Here is a 23722-nt window from a genome sequence, read left to right as displayed (position 1 = left end):
CATGTTCCCGGGGATAATATGGCGGCTCGGCTCAACCGGAAGCACCACCGTGAATGTCTCGCAGACCATATCCGAAAGCGTCATTTGTACGCCACGGGCGGAGTCTGCGTGTCCGGGAGTGGGGGTGTGACCGAGCCCGCCTCCGTGATGGCGCGTGAGGGCCGGACTGGCCTCGTTGCCGGCTGGCGCCGTCTGCTGCGGTCGCTTGCAGCATTCGGTGTGGTCGCAAGTTCCGCCGGCTGCATCCTGACCCAGGACATTCCCGATCCGGCGCTGGACGTGCCGCAGGGCTACAAGGCTGCGCGGCTCACGAGGCCGGGCGATGCGACGCCGACGCTGGACTGGTGGCGCGGCTTCCGCTCGAAAGAGCTGACGCAACTGATGGAGGAGGCGCAGACCGTCAATCTCGACATCGCGGCAGCCGTTGCACGGTTTCGCCAGGCCGACGCGCAGGCGCGGGTGGCGGGGGCAGCGCTGCTGCCGAGCGTGTCCGCCGGTGGATCGGAGACCTATTCGCGGACCTCCGGCTCCAGCGCCAGCGGCCTGACCAATGGCGGGCGCGAAGTGGTGAATTTCAGCGCCTCGTTGAGCGCTAGCTACCAGCTCGATTTCTGGGGACAGAATCGCGACGCCGCGCAGGCGGCGGAGGAGACCGCGGTCGCCAACCGGTTCGACCGCGAGGTGGTGGCGCTGACCTCGCTGACGACGCTGGCGAACGCCTATTTCACGGTGCTGGCGTCGCAGGATCGGCTGCGCACTGCCCAGCGCAACATCGCCAGCGCCGAGCGGATCCTCAACGCGATCAAGGACCGCTTCAAGGCCGGCACCGGCACTGATCTCGACGTCGCCCAGCAGGAGAGCGTGCTCGCCAACCAACGGGCGCTGGTGCCGCCGCTGCGGCAGGCGCTCGACCAGAACGTCAATGCGCTCGCGGTGCTGGTGTCGCGGCCGCCGGAAAGCGTGCGGGTCGCGGGCGGCACGCTCAACGCCATCGCGATCCCGCGCGTCACGCCGGGCCTGCCGTCGGAATTGCTGACGCAGCGGCCGGACATCCGCCGCCAGGAGGCGCAGCTTGCGTCCGCCACCGCCAATGTCGGCAGCGCGCGGGCCCAATTCTTCCCGAGCATCCAGCTCACCGGGCAGGGCGGCTACCAGAGCTCGGCGCTGGTGTCGCTGTTCCAGCCGCACGCGGCGTTCTTCAGCCTGGTCGGCAGTGCGACGCAGCCGATCTTCGACGGCGGCAAAATCCTCGGCAATTTCGAATTCACCAAGGCGAAGCAGGACGAGCTGCTGCAAACCTATCGCAAGACCGTGATCCAGTCGTTCAGCGACGTCGACAATGCGCTGGTGGCGATTCGCGAGACCACGAGGAAGCTGCAGCTGCAGCGCGTCGTGGTGACGGCGTCGCGCCGGGCGTTTGAACTGGCGGAGCAGCAGTTGCGGGCCGGAACGGCCGACATCGTAACTGTGCTAAATACACAGCTGACCCTGTTCCAGGCGGAAGATGCCTACTCCCAGGCCCAGCTGGCCCGGTTGCAGGCGATCGTCAGCCTGTATCAGGCGCTGGGGGGCGGCTGGGAGCCGAAGATGGAAAGACCGGTCGATGCTCTTTAAGCCCGACACCAAGGACGACAAGGACACCGCCGTGCCGCGCAAGCCGAGCCTTGCCTCGCGGCTGCTGAGGCGCATAGTGTCGCTGACCGTCACCCTCGTGATCCTCGGCGGTCTCGGCTATATCGGCTGGCTCGCCTTCCAGCAGAAGCAGAATGGCGGCCGCGGCAATGGTGCGCGGCCCGACCTTCCGGTGCCGGTGCTGGCCGCGATGCCGCGTGTGCAGGACATGCCTGTCTATCTCGACGGCGTCGGCTCGGTGAAGGCGCTGAACACGGTCACCGTGCGCTCGCAGGTCGACGGCAAGCTGATCGCGGTGAAGTTCGTCGAGGGCCAGGACGTCAAGAAGGGCGATGTGCTCGGCGAGATCGATCCGGCAATCTATCAGGCGCAATACGATCAGGCGGTCGCCACGAAGGCCAAGGACGAGGCGCTGCTCGCCAACCAGAAGATCGATCTTGCCCGCTATGAGCAGCTCGCCGCCAGCAACGCGGGCTCAAAACAGCAGGCCGACACGCAGCGCGCGCTGGTCGCGCAGCAGGAGGCCATCATCAAGGCCGATCAGGCCCAGATCGACAATATGCGGACGACGCTCGGCTACACCAAGATCGTGGCGCCGATCTCGGGCCGCGCCGGCCTGCGGCAGGTCGACCAGGGCAACATCATCCACGCCTCCGACACGACCGGGCTGGTCATCCTGACCCAGCTACAGCCGATCGCGGTGTGGTTCAGCCTGCCGCAACAGCAGATCGTGCGCGTCAACGCCGCGGCCGCCAAGGGCACGCTCGCGGTCGACGTGTTCGGCAATGACGGCGTCACCGTGATCGACACCGGCAGGCTGACCGGCATCGATAACCAGGTCGATCCGACCACCGGCACGCTGAAGCTGAAGGCTGAATTCCCCAACGCGAACTACCAGCTCTGGCCTGGGCAGTTCGTCAATGTCCGTCTCAAGGTCGAGACGCTGCCGCAGGCGATCGTGGTGCCGACATCGGCGGTGCAGCGCGGCCCGGCCGGCACATTCAGCTACGTGATCGGCGAGGGCGATATCGTCACCGCGAAGCCGGTGACGGTGAAGCAGCAGAACGAGCACGACGCCGTGATCGCAAGCGGCCTGACGGCGTCAGATCGCGTCGTCACCACGGGATTTGCCAACCTTGCCGATGGCGCCAAGGTCGTCGTCGGCAAGGATGACCAGACGCCATCAGCCGATCTCGCGCCGCGCAAGCGCAGCCGCAGCCCGGATGGCAAGGGGGGCGGCCAAGGACAAGGGCAAGGCCAAGGCAAGGACGGCGAGCAACGCGGCAAGCGCGGCCAAGGCGAGGGCGGCCAGAAGGCGCCGGGTGGACCGGCGGGGAGCGAACAGTCAGGCGGCGCGGCGAAGTCGTCGCAGTGACTGAATGACCGGCGTCGTAATGTCTGACTTCGCAGCGAGCACTTAGGCCATGAGCGTCTCTGAACCGTTCATCCGCCGACCGATCGCGACCTCGCTGCTCGGGATCGCGCTCCTGATCGGCGGCGCGCTCGGCTACTGGGCGCTGCCGGTGTCGGCGCTGCCGCAGGTCGACTTCCCGACCGTGCAGGTGACGACTCAACTGCCGGGTGCGAGCCCGGACGTCGTCGCTTCCCTGATCACGGCGCCGCTCGAGCGGCAGCTCGGCCAGATCCCGTCGCTGTCGTCGATGAACTCGACGAGCTCGTTCGGCGTCAGTCAGATCTCGCTGCAGTTCGACCTCAACCGCGACATCGACGGCGCCACCCAGGACGTCCAGGCCGCGATCAACGCCGCGGCCGGCATCCTTCCGAAGACGCTGCCGTATCCGCCCGTCTACGCCAAGGTGAACCCGGCCGACGCGCCGGTCATGACGCTCGCGCTGACCTCGGAGACGATCTCGCTGCGCGCGATGAGCGATCTCGCCGACACCATCCTCGGCCAGCGGCTGAGCCAGATCTCCGGTGTCGGCCGCGTCTCGATCCTCGGCGGATTGAAGCCGGCGGTGCGGGTACAGGCCGATCTGGCGCGGCTCGCCGCCTACGGCATCGCCATGGAGGACCTGCGCAACGCCATCGCGGGCGCCAATGTGTCGGGGCCGAAGGGATCGCTCGACGGCGCGCAGCAGTCCTACACCATCGCCGCCAATGACCAGATCGCGGCGGCCGAGGCCTACAAGCCTGTTATCATCGCCTATCGCAACGGTGCGCCGGTTACGATCGGCGACGTCGCAGTCATCGTGGACGGGCTGGAGAACGACCGCACCGGCGGCTGGTACCAGGGCACGCCCGCGGTCATCATCGATATCCAGCGCCAGCCGGGCGCCAACGTGATCGAGGTGGTGCGGCAGATCCGGGCCGAAATCCCGCGGCTGCAGCGGTCGATCCCGGCCGGCGTCAACCTCACCGTGGTCTCCGACCGCACCGTGACGATCCGTGCTTCGGTCCATGACGTGCAGTTCACGCTGATCCTGAGCGTGGTGCTGGTGACGCTTGTGGTGCTGCTGTTCCTGCGGTCGCTGCGCGCGACCCTGATCGCGGGCGTCGCGCTGCCGCTGTCGCTGATCACGAGCTTCGGCATCATGTATTTTGCCGGCTTCAGCCTCGACAATCTGTCGCTGATGGCGCTGACGATCGGCACCGGCTTCGTCGTCGACGACGCCATCGTGATGATCGAGAACATCGTCCGCCACATGGAAGGCGGCGAAACGGTGATGGAGGCCTCGCTGAGGGGCGCCAGCGAAATCGGCTTCACCGTGATCTCGCTGACGGTGTCGCTGATCGCGGTGTTCATCCCGCTCCTGTTCATGTCCGGCCTGGTCGGGCGCATGTTCCGCGAATTCGCGCTGACGCTGACGATTGCGGTGGTGACCTCGGCGATCGTCTCGCTGACCCTGACGCCGATGATGTGCTCGCGGCTGCTGAAGAACATCCACGAGGAGATCGCGGTTCCGGGACTGGCTGCGGTCAGCCGCTTCATCGACGGCATGGTGGCGTTCTACCACCGCACGCTGCTCTGGGTCTTGCGCCGCCAGCGCGCGACCTTGCTCGTGACCTTCGCCACGATCGCGCTGACGCTTTTGATGTATGTAATCGCGCCCAAGGGATTCCTGCCGCTGCAGGATACGTCCTCGATCACGGCGGTCACCGAAGCCGGGCCCGACGTCTCGTTCGCGGAGATGCAGAGCCGACAGACTGCGGCCGCCGACATCATCAAGGCCGATCCCGACGTGATCGGCGTCGTCTCGGTGATCGGCGCCGGCTCGGTCAATCCGACCACCAATGTTGGTCGCCTCGTGATGACCTTGAAGCCGCGCGACCAGCGGCGCGACGACGTCGCCGCCGTCACCGCGCGGCTCAAGCAGAAGGTGGCGTCGATCCCCGGCATGACGATCTATTTCCAACCGGTGCAGGACGTGCAGATCTCGACCCAGTCGAGCCGATCGCAGTACCAGTACACGCTGAACGGCACCGACGCGGCGGAAGTGTCGAAATGGGCGCAAAAGCTCGTCGCCGAGATGCGGCGCGACCCGATCTTCCGCGACGTCTCCTCGGAGGCGCAGGACGGCGGATTGCGCGCCGCGCTCGACATCAACCGTCAGCGCGCCGGCCAGCTCGGCGTCAGCCTGCAGGGGGTGACCGACACGCTGAACGATGCCTTCGCGCAGCGCCAGATCTCGACGATCTACGGCCAGGCCAACCAGTACCGCGTGGTGCTCGAGGCCCTGCCGATGTATCAGCGCGATCCGTCGGTGCTCGACAAGCTCTATCTGCCCGGCGCCAGCGGTGCGCAGGTGCCGCTGTCGGCGGTCGCGACCTTGATGCGGACCACGGCGCCGCTGGCGATCTCGCACCAGGCGCAATTCCCCTCGGTGTCGCTCAGCTTCAACCTCGCGCCCGGCGAAGCGCTCGGCGATGCGGTCGAAGCCTTGAAGGCGATCGAGACCAGGATCGGCATGCCCAACAGCATTGTCGGCATCTATGCCGGCGATGCCGCCGAATTCGCAAAGTCGCTGGCCGGGCAGCCCTGGCTGATCCTCGCCGCGATCATCACGATCTACATCGTGCTGGGGGTGCTCTACGAGAGCTATATTCACCCGATCACCATCCTCTCGACGCTGCCGTCGGCCGGCGTCGGCGCGATCCTCGCCCTGATGCTATGCGGGCAGGACCTCTCGGTGATCGGCCTGATCGGCATCATTCTGCTGATGGGCATCGTCAAGAAGAACGCGATCATGATGATCGACTTCGCGCTCGAGGCCGAGCGGCACAAGGGCATGTCGTCCTATGATGCGATCGTGCAGGCCTGCCTGCTGCGCTTCCGCCCGATCATGATGACGACGCTGGCGGCGCTGTTCGGCGCGCTGCCGCTCGCGATCGAAAGCGGCACCGGCGCCGAGTTGCGCTTCCCGCTCGGCATCTCGATCATTGGCGGCCTTTTGCTCAGCCAGCTGCTGACGCTCTACACCACGCCGGTGATCTATCTGGCGCTCGACCGGTTGAACCGGAGGATCGAGAAGGCGGTGCCGGAGGCAGGTCCCCACGGCCCGCCGGTCGCGGGCGCGACCGAGGGCATGCAGTGATGTCGATCTCGGAGCCCTTCATTCGCAGGCCGGTGGGCACCACGCTGCTTGCGATCGGGCTGTTCCTGATCGGGATCGTCGCTTACGAATTCCTGCCGGTCTCCTCGGTTCCCAATGTCGACTTTCCGATGATCCGGGTGTCAGCCACCCGGCCCGGGGCCGATCCCTCGGTGATGGCCGCGACTGTCGCGGCTCCCCTGGAGCGGAAGCTCGGCACCATCGCCGGCGTCGACCAGATCACGTCGACGAGCTCGCTCGGCTCGACCAGCATCCAGGTGCAGTTCTCGATCGGGCGCGATATCGATCGGGCCGCGCGCGACGTGCAGGCCGCGATCAACGCCTCGCTCGCCGACTTGCCGGGCGACCTGCCGTCGCTGCCGCGCTTCCGCAAGACCAATCCGGCGGCGGCACCGGTGTTTGTGCTGGCGCTGACCTCGAAAACGATCTCGACCAGCGCGATGTATGACGTCGCCGACACCGTGCTGGCGCAGCGCATCTCGCAGGTGCCGGGAGTGGGCGAGGTGATCGTCAGCGGCGCCGATCAGCCGGCGGTGCGTATCTCGCTCAACCCGGTCTCGCTGGCGAACGCCGGGATTTCGACCGACGACGTCCGGCTCGCCATCGTCAACGCCAATTCGCTCGGGCCAGTCGGCATCTTCAACGGCGGCCGCCAGAGCGAGACGCTCTCGATCAACAGGCAGATGCGCACCGCGGCCGAGTTCCGCGACATCATGATCAAGAGCTCGAACGGCAACTTCGTGCGGCTGTCCGATGTCGCCGAGGTCGAGGATTCCGTCCGCAACTCGCGCTCGATCGCCTGGTTCAACAAGCAGCCGGCGGTGCTGATCCAGATCACCAAGCAGGGCGACGCCAACGTCATCGACACCGTTGACCGCGTCCGCGCGCTGCTGCCGGACCTCAAGGAATGGATTCCGGCCGGTGTCGAGATTTCCACCCTGGTGGACCGCACCGGCACGATCCGCGCCAGCGTACAGGACATGCAGCTCACGCTGCTGGCGACCGCCGTGCTCGTCATGGTCGTGGTGTTCGTGTTCCTGCGCCGGATCGTGCCGACGATCGCCGCCGGCGTCTCGGTGCCGCTGGCGCTGGCCGGCACCTGTGCCGGCATGTGGCTCGCCGGCTTCTCGATCGACAATCTGTCGCTGATGGCGCTGGCGATTTCCGTGGGCTTCGTGGTCGACGACGCGATCGTCATGATCGAGAACATGTACCGCAATCTCGAGCACGGCATGGCGCCATATCCGGCGGCAGTCGAGGGCGCCAAGCAGATCGGCTTCACGGTGCTGTCGATCTCGCTGTCGCTGGTCGCGGCCTTCACGCCGCTGATCTTCATGGACGGGATCGTCGGCCGGCTGCTCCGCGAATTCTCGCTGACCCTGACCTTTGCGATCGTGGTCTCGACCGTGGTGTCGTTGACGATCACGCCGATGATCTGCGCGCACTATATCAAGGAAGCGACGTCGGACCATGCGACCTGGTACGACCGCGCCATCGAGGGTACGCTGTCGCGGGTCGTGGCGTTCTATACCTGGACGCTGCGCATCGCGCTTGGCTTCCCCATGCTGACGCTGCTGGTGTTCTTCGCCACCATCGCGCTGACGGTGACGCTCTACATCAAGACGCCGAAAGGCTATTTCCCGACCGACGACTCGGGCTTTGTCATCGGCGCGACGCGGGCCTCGGCCGATATCTCGTTCCAGGCGATGCTGGGATTGCAGCAGCAGCTCGCCGACATCGTGATGGCGGATCCCGCGGTCGCCGGCATCGGCTCGTCGCTCGGCGGCGCCGGTGGTCCCGGCGGCGGCACCTCCAACCGCGGCGTCATGTTCATCAGCCTGAAGCCGCCGGAGGAGCGGGGAGGCCTGTCGACCGCGCAGGTGATCGACCGCCTGCGCCGCAACCTGTTCATGGTGCCGGGCATCCGCCTGTTCATGTTCGCAGCCCAGGACATCCGCGCCGGCGGCCGGCAAAGCGATTCCGACTACCAGTACACGCTCTCCTCGACCGACCTCGACCTGTTGCAGAAATGGGCACCGATCGTCGCCAAGCGCATGGAGACGGTGGAAGGCATCACCGACATCTCCCCCGACCGCGATCCCGGCGGGTTGCAGCTCAACCTCGTGATCGACCGCAAGGTTGCCTCCAGCCTCGGCGTCCGCGTGCAGGACATCGACAACGCGCTGAACAACGCATTCTCCCAGCGGCAGATCTCGATCGTCTACACCCAGCGCAACCAGTACATGGTGGTGCTCGAGATCGATCCGAAATTCCAGAACGACCCGTCGAATCTGGACCGCATCTATGTCGCCGGCGCCAATGACGTGCAGGTGCCGCTATCGGCGGTCGTGCACTATCAGCGCGGACTGTCGGCGCTTGCGGTCTATCATTCGCAAGGATTCCCATCGACGACGGTGTCGTTCAACCTGCTGCCCGACGTGCCGCTGGAGGTAGCGACCTCGAACATCCAGCAGGCGGTCAACGAGCTGCACATGCCGGAGGGTATCCGCGGCAGCTTCGACGGCACTGCCGGCGACTTCAACAAGAGCAGCGGGCGGCAGCCGCTTTTGATCCTCGGCGCGCTGGTCGCGATGTATATCGTGCTCGGCGTGCTCTATGAGAGCCTGGCGCATCCGATCACGATCATCTCGACGCTGCCGTCGGCCGGGCTCGGCGCTTTGCTCGCGCTGCAGGTCACCAATACGCCGCTAACCGTGATCGCGTTCGTCGGCATCATCCTGTTGATCGGCATCGTGAAGAAGAACGGCATCATGATGGTCGACTTCGCGCTCGACGCCGAGCGTCATCAGGGATTCGCGTCGCGGGACGCGATCTTCGAGGCCTGCCGCGCCCGTTTCCGTCCGATCCTGATGACGACCATGGCCGCGCTGTTCGCCGGCATCCCGCTGGTGATCGCGACTGGCCCCGGCACCGAGCTGCGCCGGCCGCTCGGCATCACCATCATCGGCGGCCTGTTCGTGTCGCAGATCCTCACGCTCTACACCACGCCGGTGATCTATCTCCTGATCGACCGGCTGCGGCAGCGCTCGGCGCCGTCGGCGGTGCGGGCGCCAGCGGAATAGTTTGAATTGGGCGGCCCAGGGCGTATAGCGAACCGATGTCCGAACCGACCAAAACCAACACCGAGGCCAACACAGAAATCGCCGACGAGATGCTCGCGGAATGCCCGCATTGCGGCAAGCCGATGCCGCTCTGCATCTGCGACAGCGTCACGCCGATCGAAAGCCGCATCCAGCTTCTGATCCTGCAGCATCCGCAGGAGCAGGACAGGGCGCTCGGCACCGCGCGGTTGACCGCACGGCATTTCAAGAACGCCGCCGTCCGGATCGGCCTGTCATGGCCGAGCCTTTCGAAGGCGCTCGGTCGGCCGGTGGCCGATCCGTCGCGCTGGGCGGTTCTCTATCTAGGCTCGGCCAAGGTCGAGGATCTGGAGACCGACGCCGAGATTGTCGCGATCAACCGCAAGGGTGAGTTGGAACCGGGACAGCGAGCCATCCTCGCCGACATCGAGGGCATCGTGCTGCTCGATGGCACCTGGAGCCAGGCCAAGGCGCTTTGGTGGCGCAACGCCTGGATGCTGAAGTGTCAGCGGGTGATTCTCGGACCGAAACGGCCGTCGCGCTATGGCCGATTGCGCCGGGAACCGCGGCGCGATGGCCTGTCGACCATCGAGGCGGCGGCGATGCTCCTGGCCGGCCTGGAAAAGCGTCCCGACATTGCCGAGGCGCTGATCGCGAGCTTTGAGCGGATGCTGGCCAGATTCAGCGAAGTTCAGGCCAAAATGCCGGAACTGGCGCCGAAGCCGAAGAAGAAGGACTTTCGCAGGCGCAGGCGAGGCTGATCGCGCTGGTCGGTTGCCTATCGGAGAGAGGGCGTATATGAGTGCGCCCCGTGGGGCCACGTGGCGGAGTGGTTACGCAACGGTCTGCAAAACCGTGTACACCAGTTCAATTCTGGTCGTGGCCTCCACTCATCCCATCAATAGCTTGCGTCGAAGAGATGATACGCGGCCTTAACAGGCGGCGTACCAGCCGTCTGGAAAAGGGACGAGCGGCCAGGGCGCGCGGTTGTCATTGGCGGCGCGCGGACGCGGCTGAACGCGGGGCAGGGGCTGGGCCAAGAAATCCTCCTCGGAAATGGGCGCGACGGCCGTTCGCACGGCGTCCAACAACACATCAAAATCGGCTTCGCTCATCACGCTCTCCGGGGTTCGAGAGCGCATGGTCGCAAAACTGTCTTCGTTCTGGATTGAGCGGATCGTTCGAATTTTAAGAAAAAGCGCGAACGTATCCGCCTTGGTTAATGAATTCTGCCCCGCTCCAATTTAGGTCCGGCGCACCGAACCCAGGTGTGAGAAAAATCACATTCGTACAAAATTAGTTCGCGCAATTCCCGGCCAAGCCAGTTCGTTCAGTATCGAGCTGATCTTAGGAAGACGCGATCATGAAGACAACCTTCGTCCGATTGTCGGGCAATCACAAGCCGCGCCGGTCGGGCGTCCACGGTCGGTCTTTCCTGTCGATGTTTGCCGTGCAGCGGTGTTCGAGCAGTGACGTTCGGTGATGCCTCACGCGAGCGTCGCGCCCGATGACGGCAACGTCGCCGCTGGTCGCGTTGCACGGCACATCGTTGCTACCTTTGATTGCTTCTGATAATACGTGTATTCATTGCGATAACGATCGGTATAGCCTTGGAAACCGTCCCTCCGCGGCGATGATGCGGAGCTGATGACATTCCAGAGACCCAGCCTTTCCAGTCGCGGTTTGTCCGGGGTGGGGAGATACGCATGGCACGAATGGGCAAGAAGCCGAGCAAGCCGGCCAAACCAAGGAAACTAGGCGATCGGCCGGCAAAGGACTTTCCCAGCGACGATCTACACATTCGCAGGGACTATCTTCAGGTCCCCAAGGACTACGAGCCTCCTCCGACAAAGGGCAAACCGCGACCCAAAGCGCGGACTGGCTAGGAGGCCCAGGTTGGACAATCCTGCGCGCTCTACCTTAAAGTGCGTATATTTGTTGAGCTAGTACTGGTTGCGCGTGAAGTCGTAGGTCTTCACATCTAGCGCCATTGAATTGGAGCTGTTCTGCGCGAGCTCGGGCTGAGCACGCGAGGGACCGCAAGGACATTTCGGGAGGGACACGATGACGGCGGATGGCATTTCCGGTGCGGGAGCCGTGACTGATCCGAAACCAGACGCCACGGCGCCGGCAGCCAATCCCCCGCCGAAACCCGACAGTCCCGGCGCGGTCGCCCAGCCGGCGGATGCGCCGGCTCCGGCAAATGACGCGGTCAAAAAACCGGATGGCGCGAAAGTTGCGCCAGCCCCCGCGAAACCCGACGACGCAGGCGACGGAGATCCAAGCGTGGACGTGCCGGCATCCCATCCGGTCTACTACGAGAAGGTCGATATCGTGGACGACGACCCTCCACGGCTGGATTTCATCAAGCCTCTTACTGCGCAGCCACCTCCGCTGGCCGTCCGGGCTCTCAGGCGACAAATCGAGGATGTCTGCCGCCTGGTTCGCATCCTGTTTCAGGACGACAAAACTCGTCTGGACAAGTTCTTCCGGCAGCTTCACCTCACGGCAGACTCGGGACTTCGCGGCCAGACGTCGAGTGTCGAGATCGGGCTCGACAATCTGCAGGACGTCAAGGACAGCATTGCCGACGCTTATACGGTCGTCCGCGGAAAGCTCTGGTGGTCGAACGTAACGTTGTTGGCGCTCTCAGTTCTCTATTGCGGGATCGGGACGGCTGTATTCCGCTACAACCTCGGTCAATGGCCCTGGCTGGCGACGGCGGGGTGGCAGACCCTGGTTGTTGCCGCACTGCTCATCCCTGTCGGAACGATGGCCGGCCTGTTCATCGAGTTCATCTTTCGGGTCAATGATGACATTCCCTATGAGCAACTGCGGGCAATCAATCCCGGGCGCTGGAAGCCGTTTCAGCGCGCGCTGAATACGACCATTGTCGCGCTGATTTTTGCAGCGATTCTGGCGGCCGATATCATCAAGGTAGGTGTCTCGAATGTCCTGCTCAACGAATTCGTGTCAGGCAAGCCGTTTCTGTCGCTTGTCATCGGATTCGTGACCGGCTTCGCATTTCCCTATGTCCGCGATCTTGTCCAGCAGGTTCGTCCGGTCAGTCGCGACGCTGCCCGCTGAGGTCGATGCGCCAGATCCTGACCGCCGGGCTGCTCTGGTTTGCCGCGATCGGCTGCGGCCTGCTCGCGGGGCTCTATTTCGCATTCTCGACCTTCGTCATGACCTCGCTCGGCCGTGTCGATCAGGCGGCCGGCATCTCCGCGATGAACGCCATCAATGTCGACATCGTGCGCTCGCTGTTCATGCCGTTCTTCCTCGGCACTACGCTCGCATGCGCGGTGCTTGCGGTGCTGGGTTGCCTGCGGTGGCAGGAGCCGGGCGCGATCGCGATGGCGTGCGGCGGCGTCCTCTATATCGTCGGCATGTTCGCGGTGACGGCCGTGTTCAAGGTGCCGCTCAACAACCAGCTCGCGGCGGTCGATCCCTCGAGCCCGGCGGCCACGTCGGTCTGGGTGCGCTATCTGACCGACTGGACGTTCTGGAATCACGTGCGGACGATCACCTCGACGGCGGCCAGCGCACTGTTCATCGCGGCGATCGCGGCGCGCAAGAATGAGGCCGCGCTACGACCGTGGCACCAGGACGACTTCGTTCTTCGCGGAGTGAGGGGCGGGCGCCGACGCGTCCGTCGTGGAATCGCAGCGCAGCGACCGCGCCGCGCCGAGGCGATTTTTCACCCCTGCGCGACCACAGGCCTTGACGAGGGTGGCCGGGTCGACAGTGCGGAGCGCGCCGAATTTCCGGCAAGCCATTGCACTACAGCGGCTTTCCGCTGCCTGTTAAAGTTAAGCATGGCCGTCATTTGGTTCTTTGCAAGGCCGGAAGGCTTTGTTATACGCTGCCCCGCGCGAACGAATGTTTCGCCTATTCCTCGGTAGCTCAGCGGTAGAGCATTCGACTGTTAATCGAATGGTCGCTGGTTCGAATCCAGCCCGGGGAGCCAGCAATGGCCCGCCTTTCCCGACATCAGGACGTCGGATCACAAGCCCGTGGATTGCCACCGGCAGGGCGAATTGCCGCCAAATCGACTCAATCCCTTTCGACGCTTAACCTTGCCGGGGTTCTCGAGAGGTGATTCTGATGTCTCTTGTTCACACCGACGCGCCGAGTGTTGAGCCGACGCTTGTCCCCGGCGACATCCCGGCCATGAGCGATGATGAGTGCCTGCGTCGGCTGGCGAAAGCCGTCGAGGCCCATGATTCCAAGCATCTGGATTCCGAACATCTGGACGAGGTCGCGCTGCTGATCGGTCGCCTCGCCGTGACCATCGAGTAGGCGCTCGTCGGCATGACCCCGTGAGTCCCCCCGGGCGGTGACGACCAGCCGCCGGGGCGGCGGCCGCGACGACGTGTTGCGTTTTGGCAGAGCTTGTTTCAAAAGACGGCCGGTTTCAGCTCTCCCACCGCGGCAACGCCGCACGATTTGCAGGGGCCCGCCAATGTCCGGTTTTACCGCCGCGCGCCAGAAAATGGTCGATGGTCAGGTGCGTCCGAGCGATGTCACCGACGCGCGAATCCTCGATGCCATGCTGGCGGTTCCCCGCGAGGCCTTTGTGCCCGCGGCCAAGCAGGCGCTGGCCTATCTGGACCTCGATCTCGATGTTGCCGAAGCCGGCGCGGCCACGCGCTGCCTGATCAAGCCGGCGGTACTGGCCAAGATGCTGCAGGCCGCCGAAATCAAGGACACCGACCGGGTGCTGGTCGTCGGTTGCGCCACCGGCTATGCGGCCGCGGTGGTGGCCCGGTTTGCCGGCCAGGTCGTTGCAACTGAAAGCGATTCGGCGCTTGCGGCGAAGGCACGGGCGGTGCTGGCCGAGCTTGGCGTCCAGAATGCGTCGGTCAAGACGGCGGTGCCGGCCGACGGCGACGCCGCCGACGCGCCGTTTGACGTCATTATCCTCGACGGCGCCACCGAGATCACCCCGGCCGGGGTCTATCGCCAACTGAAAGAGGGCGGCCGGCTGGTCGGCGTCTTCGCCCTCGCGCAGCCCCCGCGCGTCAACCTGGTGACCCATTCGCACGGGGATTTCGGCCATCGCGAGCTGTTCGACGCCTCGGCCCCGGTATTGCCCGGATTGGAACGCGTTCCGGCCTTCGTCTTCTAGCCGCCACGGCGCCGCGGCGGCCCTATAAAATCCCGTGCTGAATCAGAAGTGTGGCCCGTTTGCCCCACATGAAGAGTTTCGACCGCGTTCCGTTGCGGGGTGGTTCCGTTGAGCCTAGCTGCGCACTAAAGTGAGGCGGGACTCACTTCGTGCGAAGCGGCGTCGGCGCATGTTCCGTGGCTCGGCGAATACAACGGATGGATTACTCGGGATGCGTGGGGTGAAGTTTATCACCGGAGCTGCGGCGGCAGTCCTTCTATTGGCTGAGATGGGCCCGATGCCCGCCCTGGCCGATACAATCGAGGCTGCGCTGGTGCGCTCCTACCAGAACAACCCCCAGCTCAACTCGCAACGTGCGCTGGTCCGGTCCACCGACGAGAACGTGCCGCAGGCGCTGTCGGGCTACCGCCCGAGGGTCGCGCTGACCGCGAGCGGCGGTTATCAGTACACCGACACCCAACTCGCGGCCGGCACCCCGGCAATTCACGGCACGAATATCCCGCGCAGCGCCGGTCTCACGGTGAACCAGTCACTGTTCAACGCGCAGACCCCGAACCGGGTGCGCGCGGCCGAAAGCCAGGTATCATCGGCGCGCGAGGGCTTGCGCGTGCTGGAGCAGACCGTGCTGCTGTCGGCGGCTACCATTTACATGGACTATCTCCGCGACTCCGCGATCGTGGAAGTTCAGCGCAGCAACACCCGCGTGCTCGAGCAGACGCTGAAGCAGACCAAGGACCGCTTCAATGTCGGCGAAGTGACGCGCACCGACGTCGCGCAATCCGAGGCGCAGCTCGCGGCCGGCAGGACCCAGCAGCTCACCGCGGAATCGAACCTGACGACGACACGGTCGAACTTCCGCCGCATCATCGGCAGCGAGCCGGAGAATCTCGCACCCGGCTCACCGGTCGATCGGTTCCTGCCGGCGACGCTCGCCGCCGCGGTGGAACTTGGCCTGACGCAGAACCCGAGCGTCACCGCGGCGATGTACGGGGTCGACGTCAACTTCCTGCAGGTCAAGGTCAACGAAGGGGCGCTGTTCCCGACGGTCAATCTCCAGGCGTCGGCGACCCAGTCCTACGAGCAGACGTTGACGATATACCGCACGTTCAACGCGGCTGCCAACGTTCAGTTGTCGGTGCCGATCTATCAGGGCGGCGCCGAATACTCGCTGATCCGGCAATCGAAGGAATCGCTGGCGCAGCAGCGTCTCGTTCTGGAGCAGACGCGGGACCAGGCGCGCGCCAACGTCGTCACCGCATGGGGCCAGTTGATCGCCGGCAAGGCGCAGGTGGCATCCGCGCAGGCGCAAGTGAGCGCATCCGAGATCGCGTTGAACGGCGTGCGCGAGGAGGCCAAGGCCGGCCAGCGCACCACGCTCGACGTGCTGAACGCGCAGCAGGCGCTCGTCAACGCCCGCAACTCGCTGGTGACCGCGCAGCACGATCGCGTCGTCGCGTCCTACTCGGTACTGAACGCGATCGGCCGGTTGTCGCCGCAAGTGATGAACCTGAAGACGAATGTCTACGATCCGAGCGTGCACTATCAGCAGGTTCGCGATAGCTGGGGCGGCGTCCGCACGCCCGACGGCCGCTAAGCCGCCATATCAACGTCGCTCATCGCGCTTAGTCTGTGGTTCTGAGTCAATCAGGACCACGGATCGGGCGCGTTTGCTTGCAATCGATAAATGCCCTGACATACCGTTTCTTCGGGCAACAAAGCGATTCGCGACGATTCCGGGTGCGTGACTTGACGCAATGCTTTGGTGTCATGGGGCGAGAGGACCCCGCACGGAGCTTCGGGCGGGCTTGATCTGGGGACAAGTCGGGCGCGCGTGATGAAAATCCCGGCCTGCAAAATCCGGAACCAGCAAATCCCGTGGTGCTTGATATAAAGTGGTTTCGATGTGGAGTCGGCGATGACGCAACCTGCAAAGGTCCAAGAGCCCTCGATGGAGGAGATTCTGGCGTCGATCCGCCGCATCATTGCCGATGACGAGGCGAAGCCGGCCGCAGCCGAGAAGCCGCCGGTCGCCGCGGCTGCGCCGCCCAAGGTCGAGCCGCTGCCACCGCCCAAGCCCGCGATGAAGGATGCCCCGCCGCCTGCGCCGGCCGCCAGCAACAGCCAGGACGACATCGATTCGCTGCTCGCCAGCCTGGACGAGGCGACACCGGCGGCCGAGGTCAGGGCGCCGCAGCCGGAGGCCGATGTCTTCGAGCTTACCGACGAGATGGCGCTGCCGGATCCGGCCCCCGCGCCATCGTTCCAGAAGGTCGAGCCGGAAGACGACGTGGAATTCACGGAATCGGCGGCTGTGCGGGCGATGAACCGTCAACCGGACTATGAGCCGCCGGCGATCGAGACGGCGCCGGCCCCGCCGATCATCTCCGGAACGACCATGCGGGCGGTCGAGTCCGCCTTCAATTCGCTGGCCAACACCGTGCTCAGCAACAATGCGCGGACGCTCGAGGACCTGGTCCGGGAGATGCTGCGCCCGATGCTGAAATCCTGGCTCGACGACAACCTGCCGGGGCTGGTCGAGCGCATCGTCAAGGCCGAGATCGAGCGGGTTTCGCGCGGGCGATAGCCCAGGGTTGGGCCCGCGGCCCTGATTCAGCCACCCAAGGATGTCCTAGATCGGGCGCCCAAATCGCCGTTTCCGCACGCCGGTCCGGTTGACTCGGTGCGTTCGGACGGCTTTCTAGCCCTTTCCATGTCCCTTATTGCATTGCCATGATCGAGAAAACCTACCAGCCCGCCGATATCGAGAGCCGCATGTCCCGCATCTGGGAGGACAGCGGTGCGTTCAACGCCGGACGGGCGGACCGGAAGGACGCTGACCCGTTCACCATCGTGATCCCGCCGCCGAACGTGACGGGCTCGCTGCATATGGGCCACGCCCTCAACAACACGCTGCAGGACATCCTGTGCCGCTTCGAGCGGATGCGCGGCCGCGACGTGCTCTGGCAGCCCGGCACCGACCATGCCGGCATCGCCACCCAGATGGTGGTCGAACGGCAATTGATGGAGCGGCAGGAGCCGGGCCGGCGCGAGATGGGCCGTGCCAACTTCCTCGAGCGGGTCTGGCAGTGGAAGGCCGAGAGCGGCGGTACCATCGTCAACCAGTTGAAGCGCCTCGGCGCGTCCTGCGACTGGTCGCGCGAGCGCTTCACCATGGACGAAGGCCTGTCGCGCGCCGTCGTCAAGGTGTTCGTCGAGCTGCACCGCGAGGGGCTGATCTACAAGGACAAGCGGCTGGTCAACTGGGACCCGAAGCTGCTCACGGCGATCTCCGATCTCGAGGTGCAGCAGGTCGAGGTCAAGGGCAGCCTCTGGTACCTGCGCTATCCCATCGAAGGCCGCAGCTTCAGCCCCGATGATCCGAAGTCGTTCATCGTGGTCGCGACCACGCGACCGGAGACGATGCTCGGCGACACCGCGGTTGCGGTGCATCCGGACGACGAGCGCTACGCCGATCTGGTCGGCAAGCACGTGATCCTGCCGCTGGTCGGCCGCAAGATTCCGATCGTCGCCGACGACTATTCGGATCCGGAGAAGGGCTCCGGCGCAGTCAAGGTGACGCCGGCGCACGACTTCAACGACTTCGAGATCGGCAAGCGCCACGGCCTGCCGCAGATCAGCGTGCTCGACCAGGAAGGCTGCCTCAACCTGGTCGACAACGAGGATTATCTGCGCGGCCTTCCCGAGGGCGCATCCGAGTTCGCCGCGGAGTTCCATCAGATCGAGCGCTTCACCGCGCGCAAGAAGATCGTGACGCGGCTGGAGGAGTTCGGCTTCCTCGAGAGGATCGAGCCGAACACCCACATGGTGCCGCATGGCGACCGCTCGAATGTCGTGATCGAGCCGCGCCTGACCGACCAGTGGTATGTCGACGCCAAGACGCTCGCGCAGCCGGCGATGGCCGCGGTGCGCTCGGGTGCCACCACCTTCGTGCCGAAGAACTGGGAAAAGACCTATTTCGAATGGATGGAGAACATCCAGCCCTGGTGCATCTCGCGCCAGCTCTGGTGGGGCCATCAGATCCCCGCGTGGTACGGGCCCGACGGCAAGGTGTTCGTCGCCGAGACCGAGGAAGAGGCGGTCGGCCACGCGCTCGGCTATTACGTTGAGCAGGAAGTCATCACGCCGGAGCAGGGCCACGACATGGCCACGGACCCCGCCAAGCGCGAGGGCTTCATCGTCAGAGACGAGGACGTGCTCGACACCTGGTTCTCGTCGGCGCTGTGGCCGTTCTCGACGCTTGGTTGGCCCGACGACACCGCCGAGGTGAAGCGCTACTATCCGACCAACACGCTGGTCACGGGGTTTGACATCATCTTCTTCTGGGTTGCGCGGATGATGATGATGAGCCTCCATTTCATGAAGGAAGCGCCATTCTCGACCGTCTACATCCACCGCCTCGTCCGTGACGAGAAGGGCGCGAAGATGTCGAAGTCGAAGGGCAACGTCATCGACCCGCTCGGCGTGATCGACGATTACGGCGCCGACGCGCTGCGCTTCGCGCTGACGCGCGAGGCGGCGCAGGGCCACGACATCCGCCTGTCGTCGCATCTCGTCGAAACCAACCGCAACTTCGCGACCAAGTTCTGGAACGCCTGCCGCTTTGCCGAGATGAACGGCTGCGAGAAGCCTGCGGATTTCGATCCGAAGCATGCGAAGGAGACGTTGAACCGCTGGATCGCGCACGAAACCTCGCGCGTCACCCGCGAGGTGACCGAGGCGATCGAGGGCTATCGCTTCAACGATGCGGCAGGCGCGATCTATCGCTTCGTGTGGAACGTGTTCTGCGACTGGTATCTCGAGCTCGCCAAGCCCGTGCTGACGGGCGAGGAGGGCGCGGCGAGGGCCGAGACCCGGGCGATGATCGCCTGGACCCGCGACGAGATCCTCAAGCTGCTGCATCCGTTTATGCCCTTCATCACCGAAGAGCTGTGGGCGGTAACGGCCAAGCGCGACCGCCTTCTGGTGCTCGCGTCCTGGCCGCGCAAGGCCGCCGCCGTCAGCGGCGAGCAGCTGGCCGCGATGGCGATGGCGGGCCCGAACGGAGAGATCATTCCGCCTGTGATCGTCGCGCTCGACGCCGATGATTTCAGCGATCCCGCGGCCGAGGCCGAGATCGGCTGGGTGATCGACCTCGTCACCGCGATGCGCTCGGTGAAGGCGGAAATGAACATCCCGCCGTCGACGTTGACGCCGCTGGTGATCGCGGGCGCGTCCGCGGAGACGAGAGATCGCGCGCAGCGCTGGAACGATACGATCAAGCGGCTGGCGCGGCTGTCGGATATCTCCTTCGCAGACCGACCGCCGGAAGGCGCGGTGCAGATCGTCGTGCGCGGCGAGGTGGTCGCGTTGCCGCTGAAGGGCGTGATCGATTTCGCGGCCGAGCGGGCGCGGCTGGAGAAGGAAGCGGCCAAGGCCGACGCCGACATCAAGCGTGTCGACGCCAAGCTCTCGAACGAGAAATTCGTCGCCAACGCGAAGGAAGAGATCGTCGAGGAAGAGAAGGAAAAGCGCGCGGTTGCGGTCGAGCGCAAGGCCAGGATCGTCGAGGCGCTCGAACGATTGAAGCAGGCAACCTGACAAGCGGGCGCGCGATGCTGGATCACGTCTCCATCACGGTTTCCGACATCGCCGCCGCCGAGCGCTTCTACGACGCCATCATGAAGACGCTCGAGGTGGTCAAGGTCGGCCGCCGCGACGACTGGCTCGGCTATGGCGAGCGGGCGCGCGCGGCCTATCCGGACCGCATCTATCTCACCATCCGCAAGGGGCCGAAGCCGGAGGAGGCGTTCGGCCGCCATTGGTGCTTCAAGGCGAAGTGGCGCACCCAGGTCGATGCGTTCTGGGATGCGGGCATTGCCGCCGGCGGCACCGATGACGGCGCGCCGGGCTTGCGCGGTAATCACGCCTCCTATTACGCCGCCTTCCTGCGCGACCCCGACGGCAACCGGATCGAAGCCGTCTGCCATCACGCGGTTTAGAACCGCTTGCTGAGGAATTTCGAGCCCTTCACGCCGTAGCGCCAGGGCAGGTCGACCGCTTTGGTGATGCCGATCCGGACGCCGGAGACGATGTCGGGCGCCTCAGTCCGCGCGAACAGGGCGATCGGCGGGCGGTCGAGCGGCAGCTCGCTGTGGGCAATGCTGATGCCGAGCGCTTCGCAGAGCTTGCCGGGCCCCGAACAGAGCGCGCGCGCATCATCCAGGCCGCGTCGCCGGCGCATGGCAGCCAGCCCGTGGGTCGGCTCGAGCGCCCGGATCAGCACCGCGCTGGCGGAGCCTGCCTCCTCGCAGACGAAATTGGCGCACCAGTGGATGCCGTAGGAGCGGTAGACGTAGGAAAAGCCCGGCGGGCCGAACATCACCTGGTTGCGCTGGGTGGGCCCGCGGAACGAATGCGCGGCCGGATCGGTGTGATGGTAGGCCTCGACCTCGACGATGATGCCGCCGACGCCATCGACCAGGAACGTGGCGCCGATCAGGTCCGGTGCGACCTCGTGCACGCTGCGGTCGAAGAACGAGCGTTTCAGGCGCTTGCCGAGGCGCGGCGCCGCGGCTGCGGTTGATCTGGGTTTTTGAGCCATTTTGAGGTGGGAATCGGGGGAACAGGCGTTTGGGGTGCCCATATCTTGCACAGTCTGGTAGGGTTGCGCGAGCCGGGTTGCGGGCTTCGCCAACACGGATTAGCTAAGCTCTTTGGTTTGAGCATGATCTATTCGGAAAACCGGCCTCCACTTTTCCGGATCATGCTGTCGCGACTTGCAGGCGCCTATGGTCACCATCGTCGATACAATCTCAACAACACCGGTCCGCCCGCGTCACCCCGAAAAGGTGAACCGGCCGGATGCCGTGTCGCCGCCGAAGCCGGACTGGATCCGCGTCCGCGCGCCGAACACGCGCGGCTATGCCGACACGCGCCGGATCGTCAAGGAGCACGGCCTCGTCACGGTGTGCGAGGAGGCGGGCTGCCCGAATATCGGCGAATGCTGGGACAAGAAGCACGCCACCTTCATGATCATGGGCGACACCTGCACCCGCGCCTGTGCGTTCTGCAACGTCAAGACCGGCATGCCCAGCGCGCTCGAAGCCCATGAGCCCGACTATGTCGCAGAGGCGACCTCCAAACTCGGCCTGACCCATGTCGTCGTGACCTCGGTCGACCGCGACGATCTCGCTGACGGCGGCGCCGAGCATTTTGCCCAGACCATCCGCGCCATCCGCACGCGCTGCCCGACCACCACGATCGAGATCCTGACGCCGGACTTCCTGCGCAAGGACGGCGCGCTGGAGCGCGTGGTCGCGGCAAAGCCCGACGTGTTCAACCATAATCTGGAAACCGTGCCGTCGCGCTATCTCACGGTGCGCCCCGGCGCGCGCTATTTCCACTCGATCCGGCTGTTGCAGCGGGTCAAGGAGATGGACCCGACCATCTTCACCAAGTCCGGCATCATGGTCGGCCTCGGCGAGGAGCGGCACGAGGTGCTGCAGGTGATGGACGACCTGCGCTCCGCCGATGTCGATTTCCTTACCATCGGTCAGTATCTGCAGCCGACGCGCAAGCACCATGCCGTGATGCGCTATGTGCCGCCGGACGAGTTTGGTGGCTATGAGCGCGTCGCCTATACCAAGGGCTTCCTGATGGTATCGGCGAGCCCTCTGACCCGCTCGTCGCATCATGCCGGCGAAGATTTTGCCAAGCTGCAGGCGGCGCGCCTGGCCCGCGGTCGCTAGCCTCGGATACATCGATGCAACGTGTTCTCGTGATGGGATCGTCAGGGTCCGGCAAGTCGACGTTTGCGCGACGGTTGTCCGACATCACGGGCATTCCGACCGTGTCGATCGATGCAATTTTCTGGAAGCCGGGCTGGATCGAGTCCGAGACCGAGGAGTTCCGGAGCCGGATGACGGAAGCGGCGCTGCAGCCGAAGTGGATCATGGACGGCAACTACACGCGGACCGGCGCAGGCGAATTGCGCCGTGAGCTCTCGGACACGATCATCTGGTTCGACCTGCCGCGCGCGGCCTGCATGCTCGGTATCCTGGGCCGGATCGCCAGGACCTATGGCCGCGTCCGACCGGAGATGGCCGAGGGGTGTCCGGAGAAGATCGACCTCGAGTTCTTCCGTTATGTCTGGACCTACCGCCAGCAGCAGCGGCCGAAGCTGCTGGCGTATTTCGAGGGATTGCGTTCCGATCAATCGCTGGTCTGCTTTACCGATCGGGGGCAGGCGGATGACTATCTGAAGGACCTCGCGCTCAAGCAGAACGTTGCGAGTATCCACTGATGCCGCGCTTCGCAAGCAAGCGGCGGGTTCATCACACCGCGTCGCAAATGTTCGAACTGGTCGCCGATGTCGAGCGCTATCCGGAATTCGTGCCGCTGTGCCAGTCGCTGAAGATCCGCCAGCGCACACAGAAGGATGACGGCACCGAAATCGTGGTCGCTGACATGACCGTGTCGTTCAAGCTGGTGCGGGAATCCTTCACCAGCAAGGTGACGCTCGATCGGCCGAACCTCAAGATCCTGGTCGAATATCTGCGCGGCCCGTTCAGCAATCTCGAGAACCGCTGGACCTTCGAGCCGAAGTCGGTGACCGACTGCGACGTCGGCTTCTTCCTGAACTACGAGTTCAAGAGCCGGATGCTCGCGATGTTGATGGGCTCGATGTTCGACGCGGCCTTTGGACGGTTTGCCCACGCCTTCGAGAAACGGGCGGATCATATCTACGGGCGGCCACGGGCCTCGTCCTGATCGTTTGCCGAATATCTACTTCACCAGCCCCCGCTCGCGGCGGTTGGCTTCCTGTGCCGTCATCGCCCTGGGGCGCGCGGGCTTTTCGGCCGGCAGGACAGCCACGACCGGGCCCTGCTGGTTTTGCCGCAGGACAAGGACATCGATGCCTTCGGATGTGACCGTCATCGCAAAGTCGTAGCCCTCGAGCACACGCGCAGCGACGCGGCGGAGCGGCCCGTCAAAAGTTCCGGTGATCGGCGTGTCGAGCGCGTCGTTGGTGCGGTAGCGCAAATTGAATCTCGCCTGCATGGCGTCCAGCACCTGGCGCAGCGGGGAGTGACGAACCTCGATATGGACGGCGTTTGGGGCGCCCTCGACCTGGACCTCGGCCCACGCAGCCGGTGCGGTCATCTCCGCGGCCACCAGCAAAGCAGCGACGATGCCAAGTTTGCGCTTGAGACGCATGGCTCCCTACAATGAAGGGGCATCTGATCCGTTGAACACACTATTGCTCACAGCGTGACAGCCGGTTGACG

The 23722-nt window shown here is 64.9% G+C and carries 19 protein-coding genes and 2 tRNA genes; 18 read left to right on the top strand and 3 right to left on the bottom strand.

The window, feature by feature from the left end:
- The first annotated feature begins 147 nt into the window (after positions 1 to 147).
- From ACFFWD_RS30290 to ACFFWD_RS30265, 6 genes are all read left to right on the top strand, one after another.
- Positions 148 to 1614, top strand: a complete 1467-nt coding sequence (locus ACFFWD_RS30290; protein WP_376971649.1) for an efflux transporter outer membrane subunit — start codon at positions 148 to 150, stop codon at positions 1612 to 1614.
- Positions 1604 to 3007 (top strand): efflux RND transporter periplasmic adaptor subunit, encoded by a 1404-nt coding sequence (locus tag ACFFWD_RS30285; RefSeq protein WP_376971599.1) that lies wholly within the window; start codon positions 1604 to 1606, stop codon positions 3005 to 3007. Before ACFFWD_RS30290 ends, ACFFWD_RS30285 begins: the two co-directional genes overlap by 11 nt.
- Positions 3008 to 3056: 49 nt before the next feature.
- Positions 3057 to 6185 (top strand): efflux RND transporter permease subunit, encoded by a 3129-nt coding sequence (locus tag ACFFWD_RS30280; protein WP_376971597.1) that lies wholly within the window; start codon positions 3057 to 3059, stop codon positions 6183 to 6185.
- Positions 6182 to 9286 carry an efflux RND transporter permease subunit gene (locus ACFFWD_RS30275; RefSeq protein WP_376971595.1) on the top strand — a complete coding sequence of 1035 codons (3105 nt, stop codon included), beginning with the start codon at positions 6182 to 6184 and terminating at the stop codon, positions 9284 to 9286. Before ACFFWD_RS30280 ends, ACFFWD_RS30275 begins: the two co-directional genes overlap by 4 nt.
- Positions 9287 to 9321: 35 nt before the next feature.
- Entirely contained in the window at positions 9322 to 10065 is a 744-nt protein-coding gene (locus ACFFWD_RS30270) for a tRNA-uridine aminocarboxypropyltransferase (protein WP_376971593.1), read from the top strand.
- A gap of 54 nt (positions 10066 to 10119) precedes the next feature.
- Positions 10120 to 10193, top strand: a tRNA-Cys gene (locus ACFFWD_RS30265).
- 43 nt (positions 10194 to 10236) lie between these two features.
- Here the strand turns inward: ACFFWD_RS30265 and ACFFWD_RS30260 are convergent.
- Entirely contained in the window at positions 10237 to 10419 is a 183-nt protein-coding gene (locus tag ACFFWD_RS30260) for a hypothetical protein (protein WP_376971591.1), read from the bottom strand.
- 949 nt (positions 10420 to 11368) lie between these two features.
- Here ACFFWD_RS30260 and ACFFWD_RS30255 point away from each other — a divergent pair.
- From ACFFWD_RS30255 to ACFFWD_RS30215, 9 genes are all read left to right on the top strand, one after another.
- Positions 11369 to 12391, top strand: a complete 1023-nt coding sequence (locus ACFFWD_RS30255) for a hypothetical protein (protein WP_376971589.1) — start codon at positions 11369 to 11371, stop codon at positions 12389 to 12391.
- A 5-nt stretch (positions 12392 to 12396) separates the two neighbouring features.
- Positions 12397 to 13209 (top strand): anthrone oxygenase family protein, encoded by an 813-nt coding sequence (locus ACFFWD_RS30250; RefSeq protein WP_376971587.1) that lies wholly within the window; start codon positions 12397 to 12399, stop codon positions 13207 to 13209.
- Positions 13200 to 13274: transfer RNA gene (locus tag ACFFWD_RS30245), tRNA-Asn, on the top strand. The genes ACFFWD_RS30250 and ACFFWD_RS30245 overlap by 10 nt, the downstream gene beginning before the upstream one ends.
- Before the next feature lie 137 nt (positions 13275 to 13411).
- Positions 13412 to 13606 (top strand): hypothetical protein, encoded by a 195-nt coding sequence (locus tag ACFFWD_RS30240; RefSeq protein ID WP_376971585.1) that lies wholly within the window; start codon positions 13412 to 13414, stop codon positions 13604 to 13606.
- A gap of 163 nt (positions 13607 to 13769) precedes the next feature.
- Positions 13770 to 14435, top strand: coding sequence for a protein-L-isoaspartate O-methyltransferase family protein (locus ACFFWD_RS30235; protein ID WP_376971583.1), 666 nt, complete (start codon positions 13770 to 13772; stop codon positions 14433 to 14435).
- A gap of 211 nt (positions 14436 to 14646) precedes the next feature.
- Positions 14647 to 16029: a TolC family outer membrane protein gene (locus ACFFWD_RS30230; RefSeq protein ID WP_376971581.1), complete on the top strand. Its 1383-nt coding sequence runs from the start codon at positions 14647 to 14649 to the stop codon at positions 16027 to 16029.
- A 321-nt stretch (positions 16030 to 16350) separates the two neighbouring features.
- Positions 16351 to 17019, top strand: a complete 669-nt coding sequence (locus ACFFWD_RS30225) for a PopZ family protein (RefSeq protein WP_376971579.1) — start codon at positions 16351 to 16353, stop codon at positions 17017 to 17019.
- Between the two features lie 146 nt (positions 17020 to 17165).
- The gene (locus ACFFWD_RS30220) at positions 17166 to 20033 is read left to right on the top strand and encodes a valine--tRNA ligase (protein ID WP_376971577.1); all 2868 of its coding nucleotides are present in this window, start codon (positions 17166 to 17168) and stop codon (positions 20031 to 20033) included.
- A 14-nt stretch (positions 20034 to 20047) separates the two neighbouring features.
- Positions 20048 to 20434 carry a VOC family protein gene (locus tag ACFFWD_RS30215; RefSeq protein WP_376971575.1) on the top strand — a complete coding sequence of 129 codons (387 nt, stop codon included), beginning with the start codon at positions 20048 to 20050 and terminating at the stop codon, positions 20432 to 20434.
- Here the strand turns inward: ACFFWD_RS30215 and ACFFWD_RS30210 are convergent.
- Entirely contained in the window at positions 20431 to 21036 is a 606-nt protein-coding gene (locus tag ACFFWD_RS30210; RefSeq protein WP_376971573.1) for a DNA-3-methyladenine glycosylase, read from the bottom strand. The genes ACFFWD_RS30215 and ACFFWD_RS30210 overlap by 4 nt on opposite strands.
- Before the next feature lie 187 nt (positions 21037 to 21223).
- On the opposite strand from ACFFWD_RS30210, the gene lipA reads away from it, so the two are divergent.
- The 3 genes from lipA to ACFFWD_RS30195 are packed head-to-tail and all read left to right on the top strand — an operon-like array spanning position 21224 to position 23204.
- Positions 21224 to 22183, top strand: coding sequence for a lipoyl synthase (gene lipA / locus ACFFWD_RS30205; RefSeq protein ID WP_376971571.1), 960 nt, complete (start codon positions 21224 to 21226; stop codon positions 22181 to 22183).
- A gap of 14 nt (positions 22184 to 22197) precedes the next feature.
- Complete coding sequence (locus ACFFWD_RS30200) at positions 22198 to 22737, top strand: P-loop NTPase family protein (RefSeq protein WP_376971569.1); 540 nt, start codon at positions 22198 to 22200, stop codon at positions 22735 to 22737.
- Positions 22737 to 23204, top strand: coding sequence for a type II toxin-antitoxin system RatA family toxin (locus tag ACFFWD_RS30195; RefSeq protein ID WP_376971567.1), 468 nt, complete (start codon positions 22737 to 22739; stop codon positions 23202 to 23204). The genes ACFFWD_RS30200 and ACFFWD_RS30195 overlap by 1 nt, the downstream gene beginning before the upstream one ends.
- A gap of 15 nt (positions 23205 to 23219) precedes the next feature.
- Here the strand turns inward: ACFFWD_RS30195 and ACFFWD_RS30190 are convergent, their stop codons facing one another.
- Positions 23220 to 23651 (bottom strand): hypothetical protein, encoded by a 432-nt coding sequence (locus ACFFWD_RS30190; protein ID WP_376971565.1) that lies wholly within the window; start codon positions 23649 to 23651, stop codon positions 23220 to 23222.
- Positions 23652 to 23722: the final 71 nt, after the last annotated feature.

Source organism: Bradyrhizobium erythrophlei (assembly GCF_042430365.1).
In the GTDB taxonomy this organism is placed as follows: domain Bacteria; phylum Pseudomonadota; class Alphaproteobacteria; order Rhizobiales; family Xanthobacteraceae; genus Bradyrhizobium; species Bradyrhizobium erythrophlei.
The sequence above is the reverse complement of the archived record's forward strand: the minus strand, read 5'-3'. Positions and strand labels throughout refer to the sequence as shown.

Coding starts and splice junctions, on each gene's coding strand:
- ACFFWD_RS30225 (WP_376971579.1), top strand. CDS start 16,351: ATGACGCAACCTGCAAAGGTCCAAGAGCCCTCGATGGAGGAGATTCTG.
- ACFFWD_RS30210 (WP_376971573.1), bottom strand. CDS start 21,036: ATGGCTCAAAAACCCAGATCAACCGCAGCCGCGGCGCCGCGCCTCGGC.
- ACFFWD_RS30285 (WP_376971599.1), top strand. CDS start 1,604: ATGCTCTTTAAGCCCGACACCAAGGACGACAAGGACACCGCCGTGCCG.
- ACFFWD_RS30260 (WP_376971591.1), bottom strand. CDS start 10,419: ATGAGCGAAGCCGATTTTGATGTGTTGTTGGACGCCGTGCGAACGGCC.
- ACFFWD_RS30280 (WP_376971597.1), top strand. CDS start 3,057: ATGAGCGTCTCTGAACCGTTCATCCGCCGACCGATCGCGACCTCGCTG.
- ACFFWD_RS30195 (WP_376971567.1), top strand. CDS start 22,737: ATGCCGCGCTTCGCAAGCAAGCGGCGGGTTCATCACACCGCGTCGCAA.
- ACFFWD_RS30250 (WP_376971587.1), top strand. CDS start 12,397: ATGCGCCAGATCCTGACCGCCGGGCTGCTCTGGTTTGCCGCGATCGGC.
- ACFFWD_RS30290 (WP_376971649.1), top strand. CDS start 148: ATGGCGCGTGAGGGCCGGACTGGCCTCGTTGCCGGCTGGCGCCGTCTG.
- ACFFWD_RS30190 (WP_376971565.1), bottom strand. CDS start 23,651: ATGCGTCTCAAGCGCAAACTTGGCATCGTCGCTGCTTTGCTGGTGGCC.
- ACFFWD_RS30215 (WP_376971575.1), top strand. CDS start 20,048: ATGCTGGATCACGTCTCCATCACGGTTTCCGACATCGCCGCCGCCGAG.
- lipA (WP_376971571.1), top strand. CDS start 21,224: ATGGTCACCATCGTCGATACAATCTCAACAACACCGGTCCGCCCGCGT.
- ACFFWD_RS30200 (WP_376971569.1), top strand. CDS start 22,198: ATGCAACGTGTTCTCGTGATGGGATCGTCAGGGTCCGGCAAGTCGACG.
- ACFFWD_RS30255 (WP_376971589.1), top strand. CDS start 11,369: ATGACGGCGGATGGCATTTCCGGTGCGGGAGCCGTGACTGATCCGAAA.
- ACFFWD_RS30235 (WP_376971583.1), top strand. CDS start 13,770: ATGTCCGGTTTTACCGCCGCGCGCCAGAAAATGGTCGATGGTCAGGTG.
- ACFFWD_RS30220 (WP_376971577.1), top strand. CDS start 17,166: ATGATCGAGAAAACCTACCAGCCCGCCGATATCGAGAGCCGCATGTCC.
- ACFFWD_RS30230 (WP_376971581.1), top strand. CDS start 14,647: ATGCGTGGGGTGAAGTTTATCACCGGAGCTGCGGCGGCAGTCCTTCTA.
- ACFFWD_RS30240 (WP_376971585.1), top strand. CDS start 13,412: ATGTCTCTTGTTCACACCGACGCGCCGAGTGTTGAGCCGACGCTTGTC.
- ACFFWD_RS30270 (WP_376971593.1), top strand. CDS start 9,322: ATGTCCGAACCGACCAAAACCAACACCGAGGCCAACACAGAAATCGCC.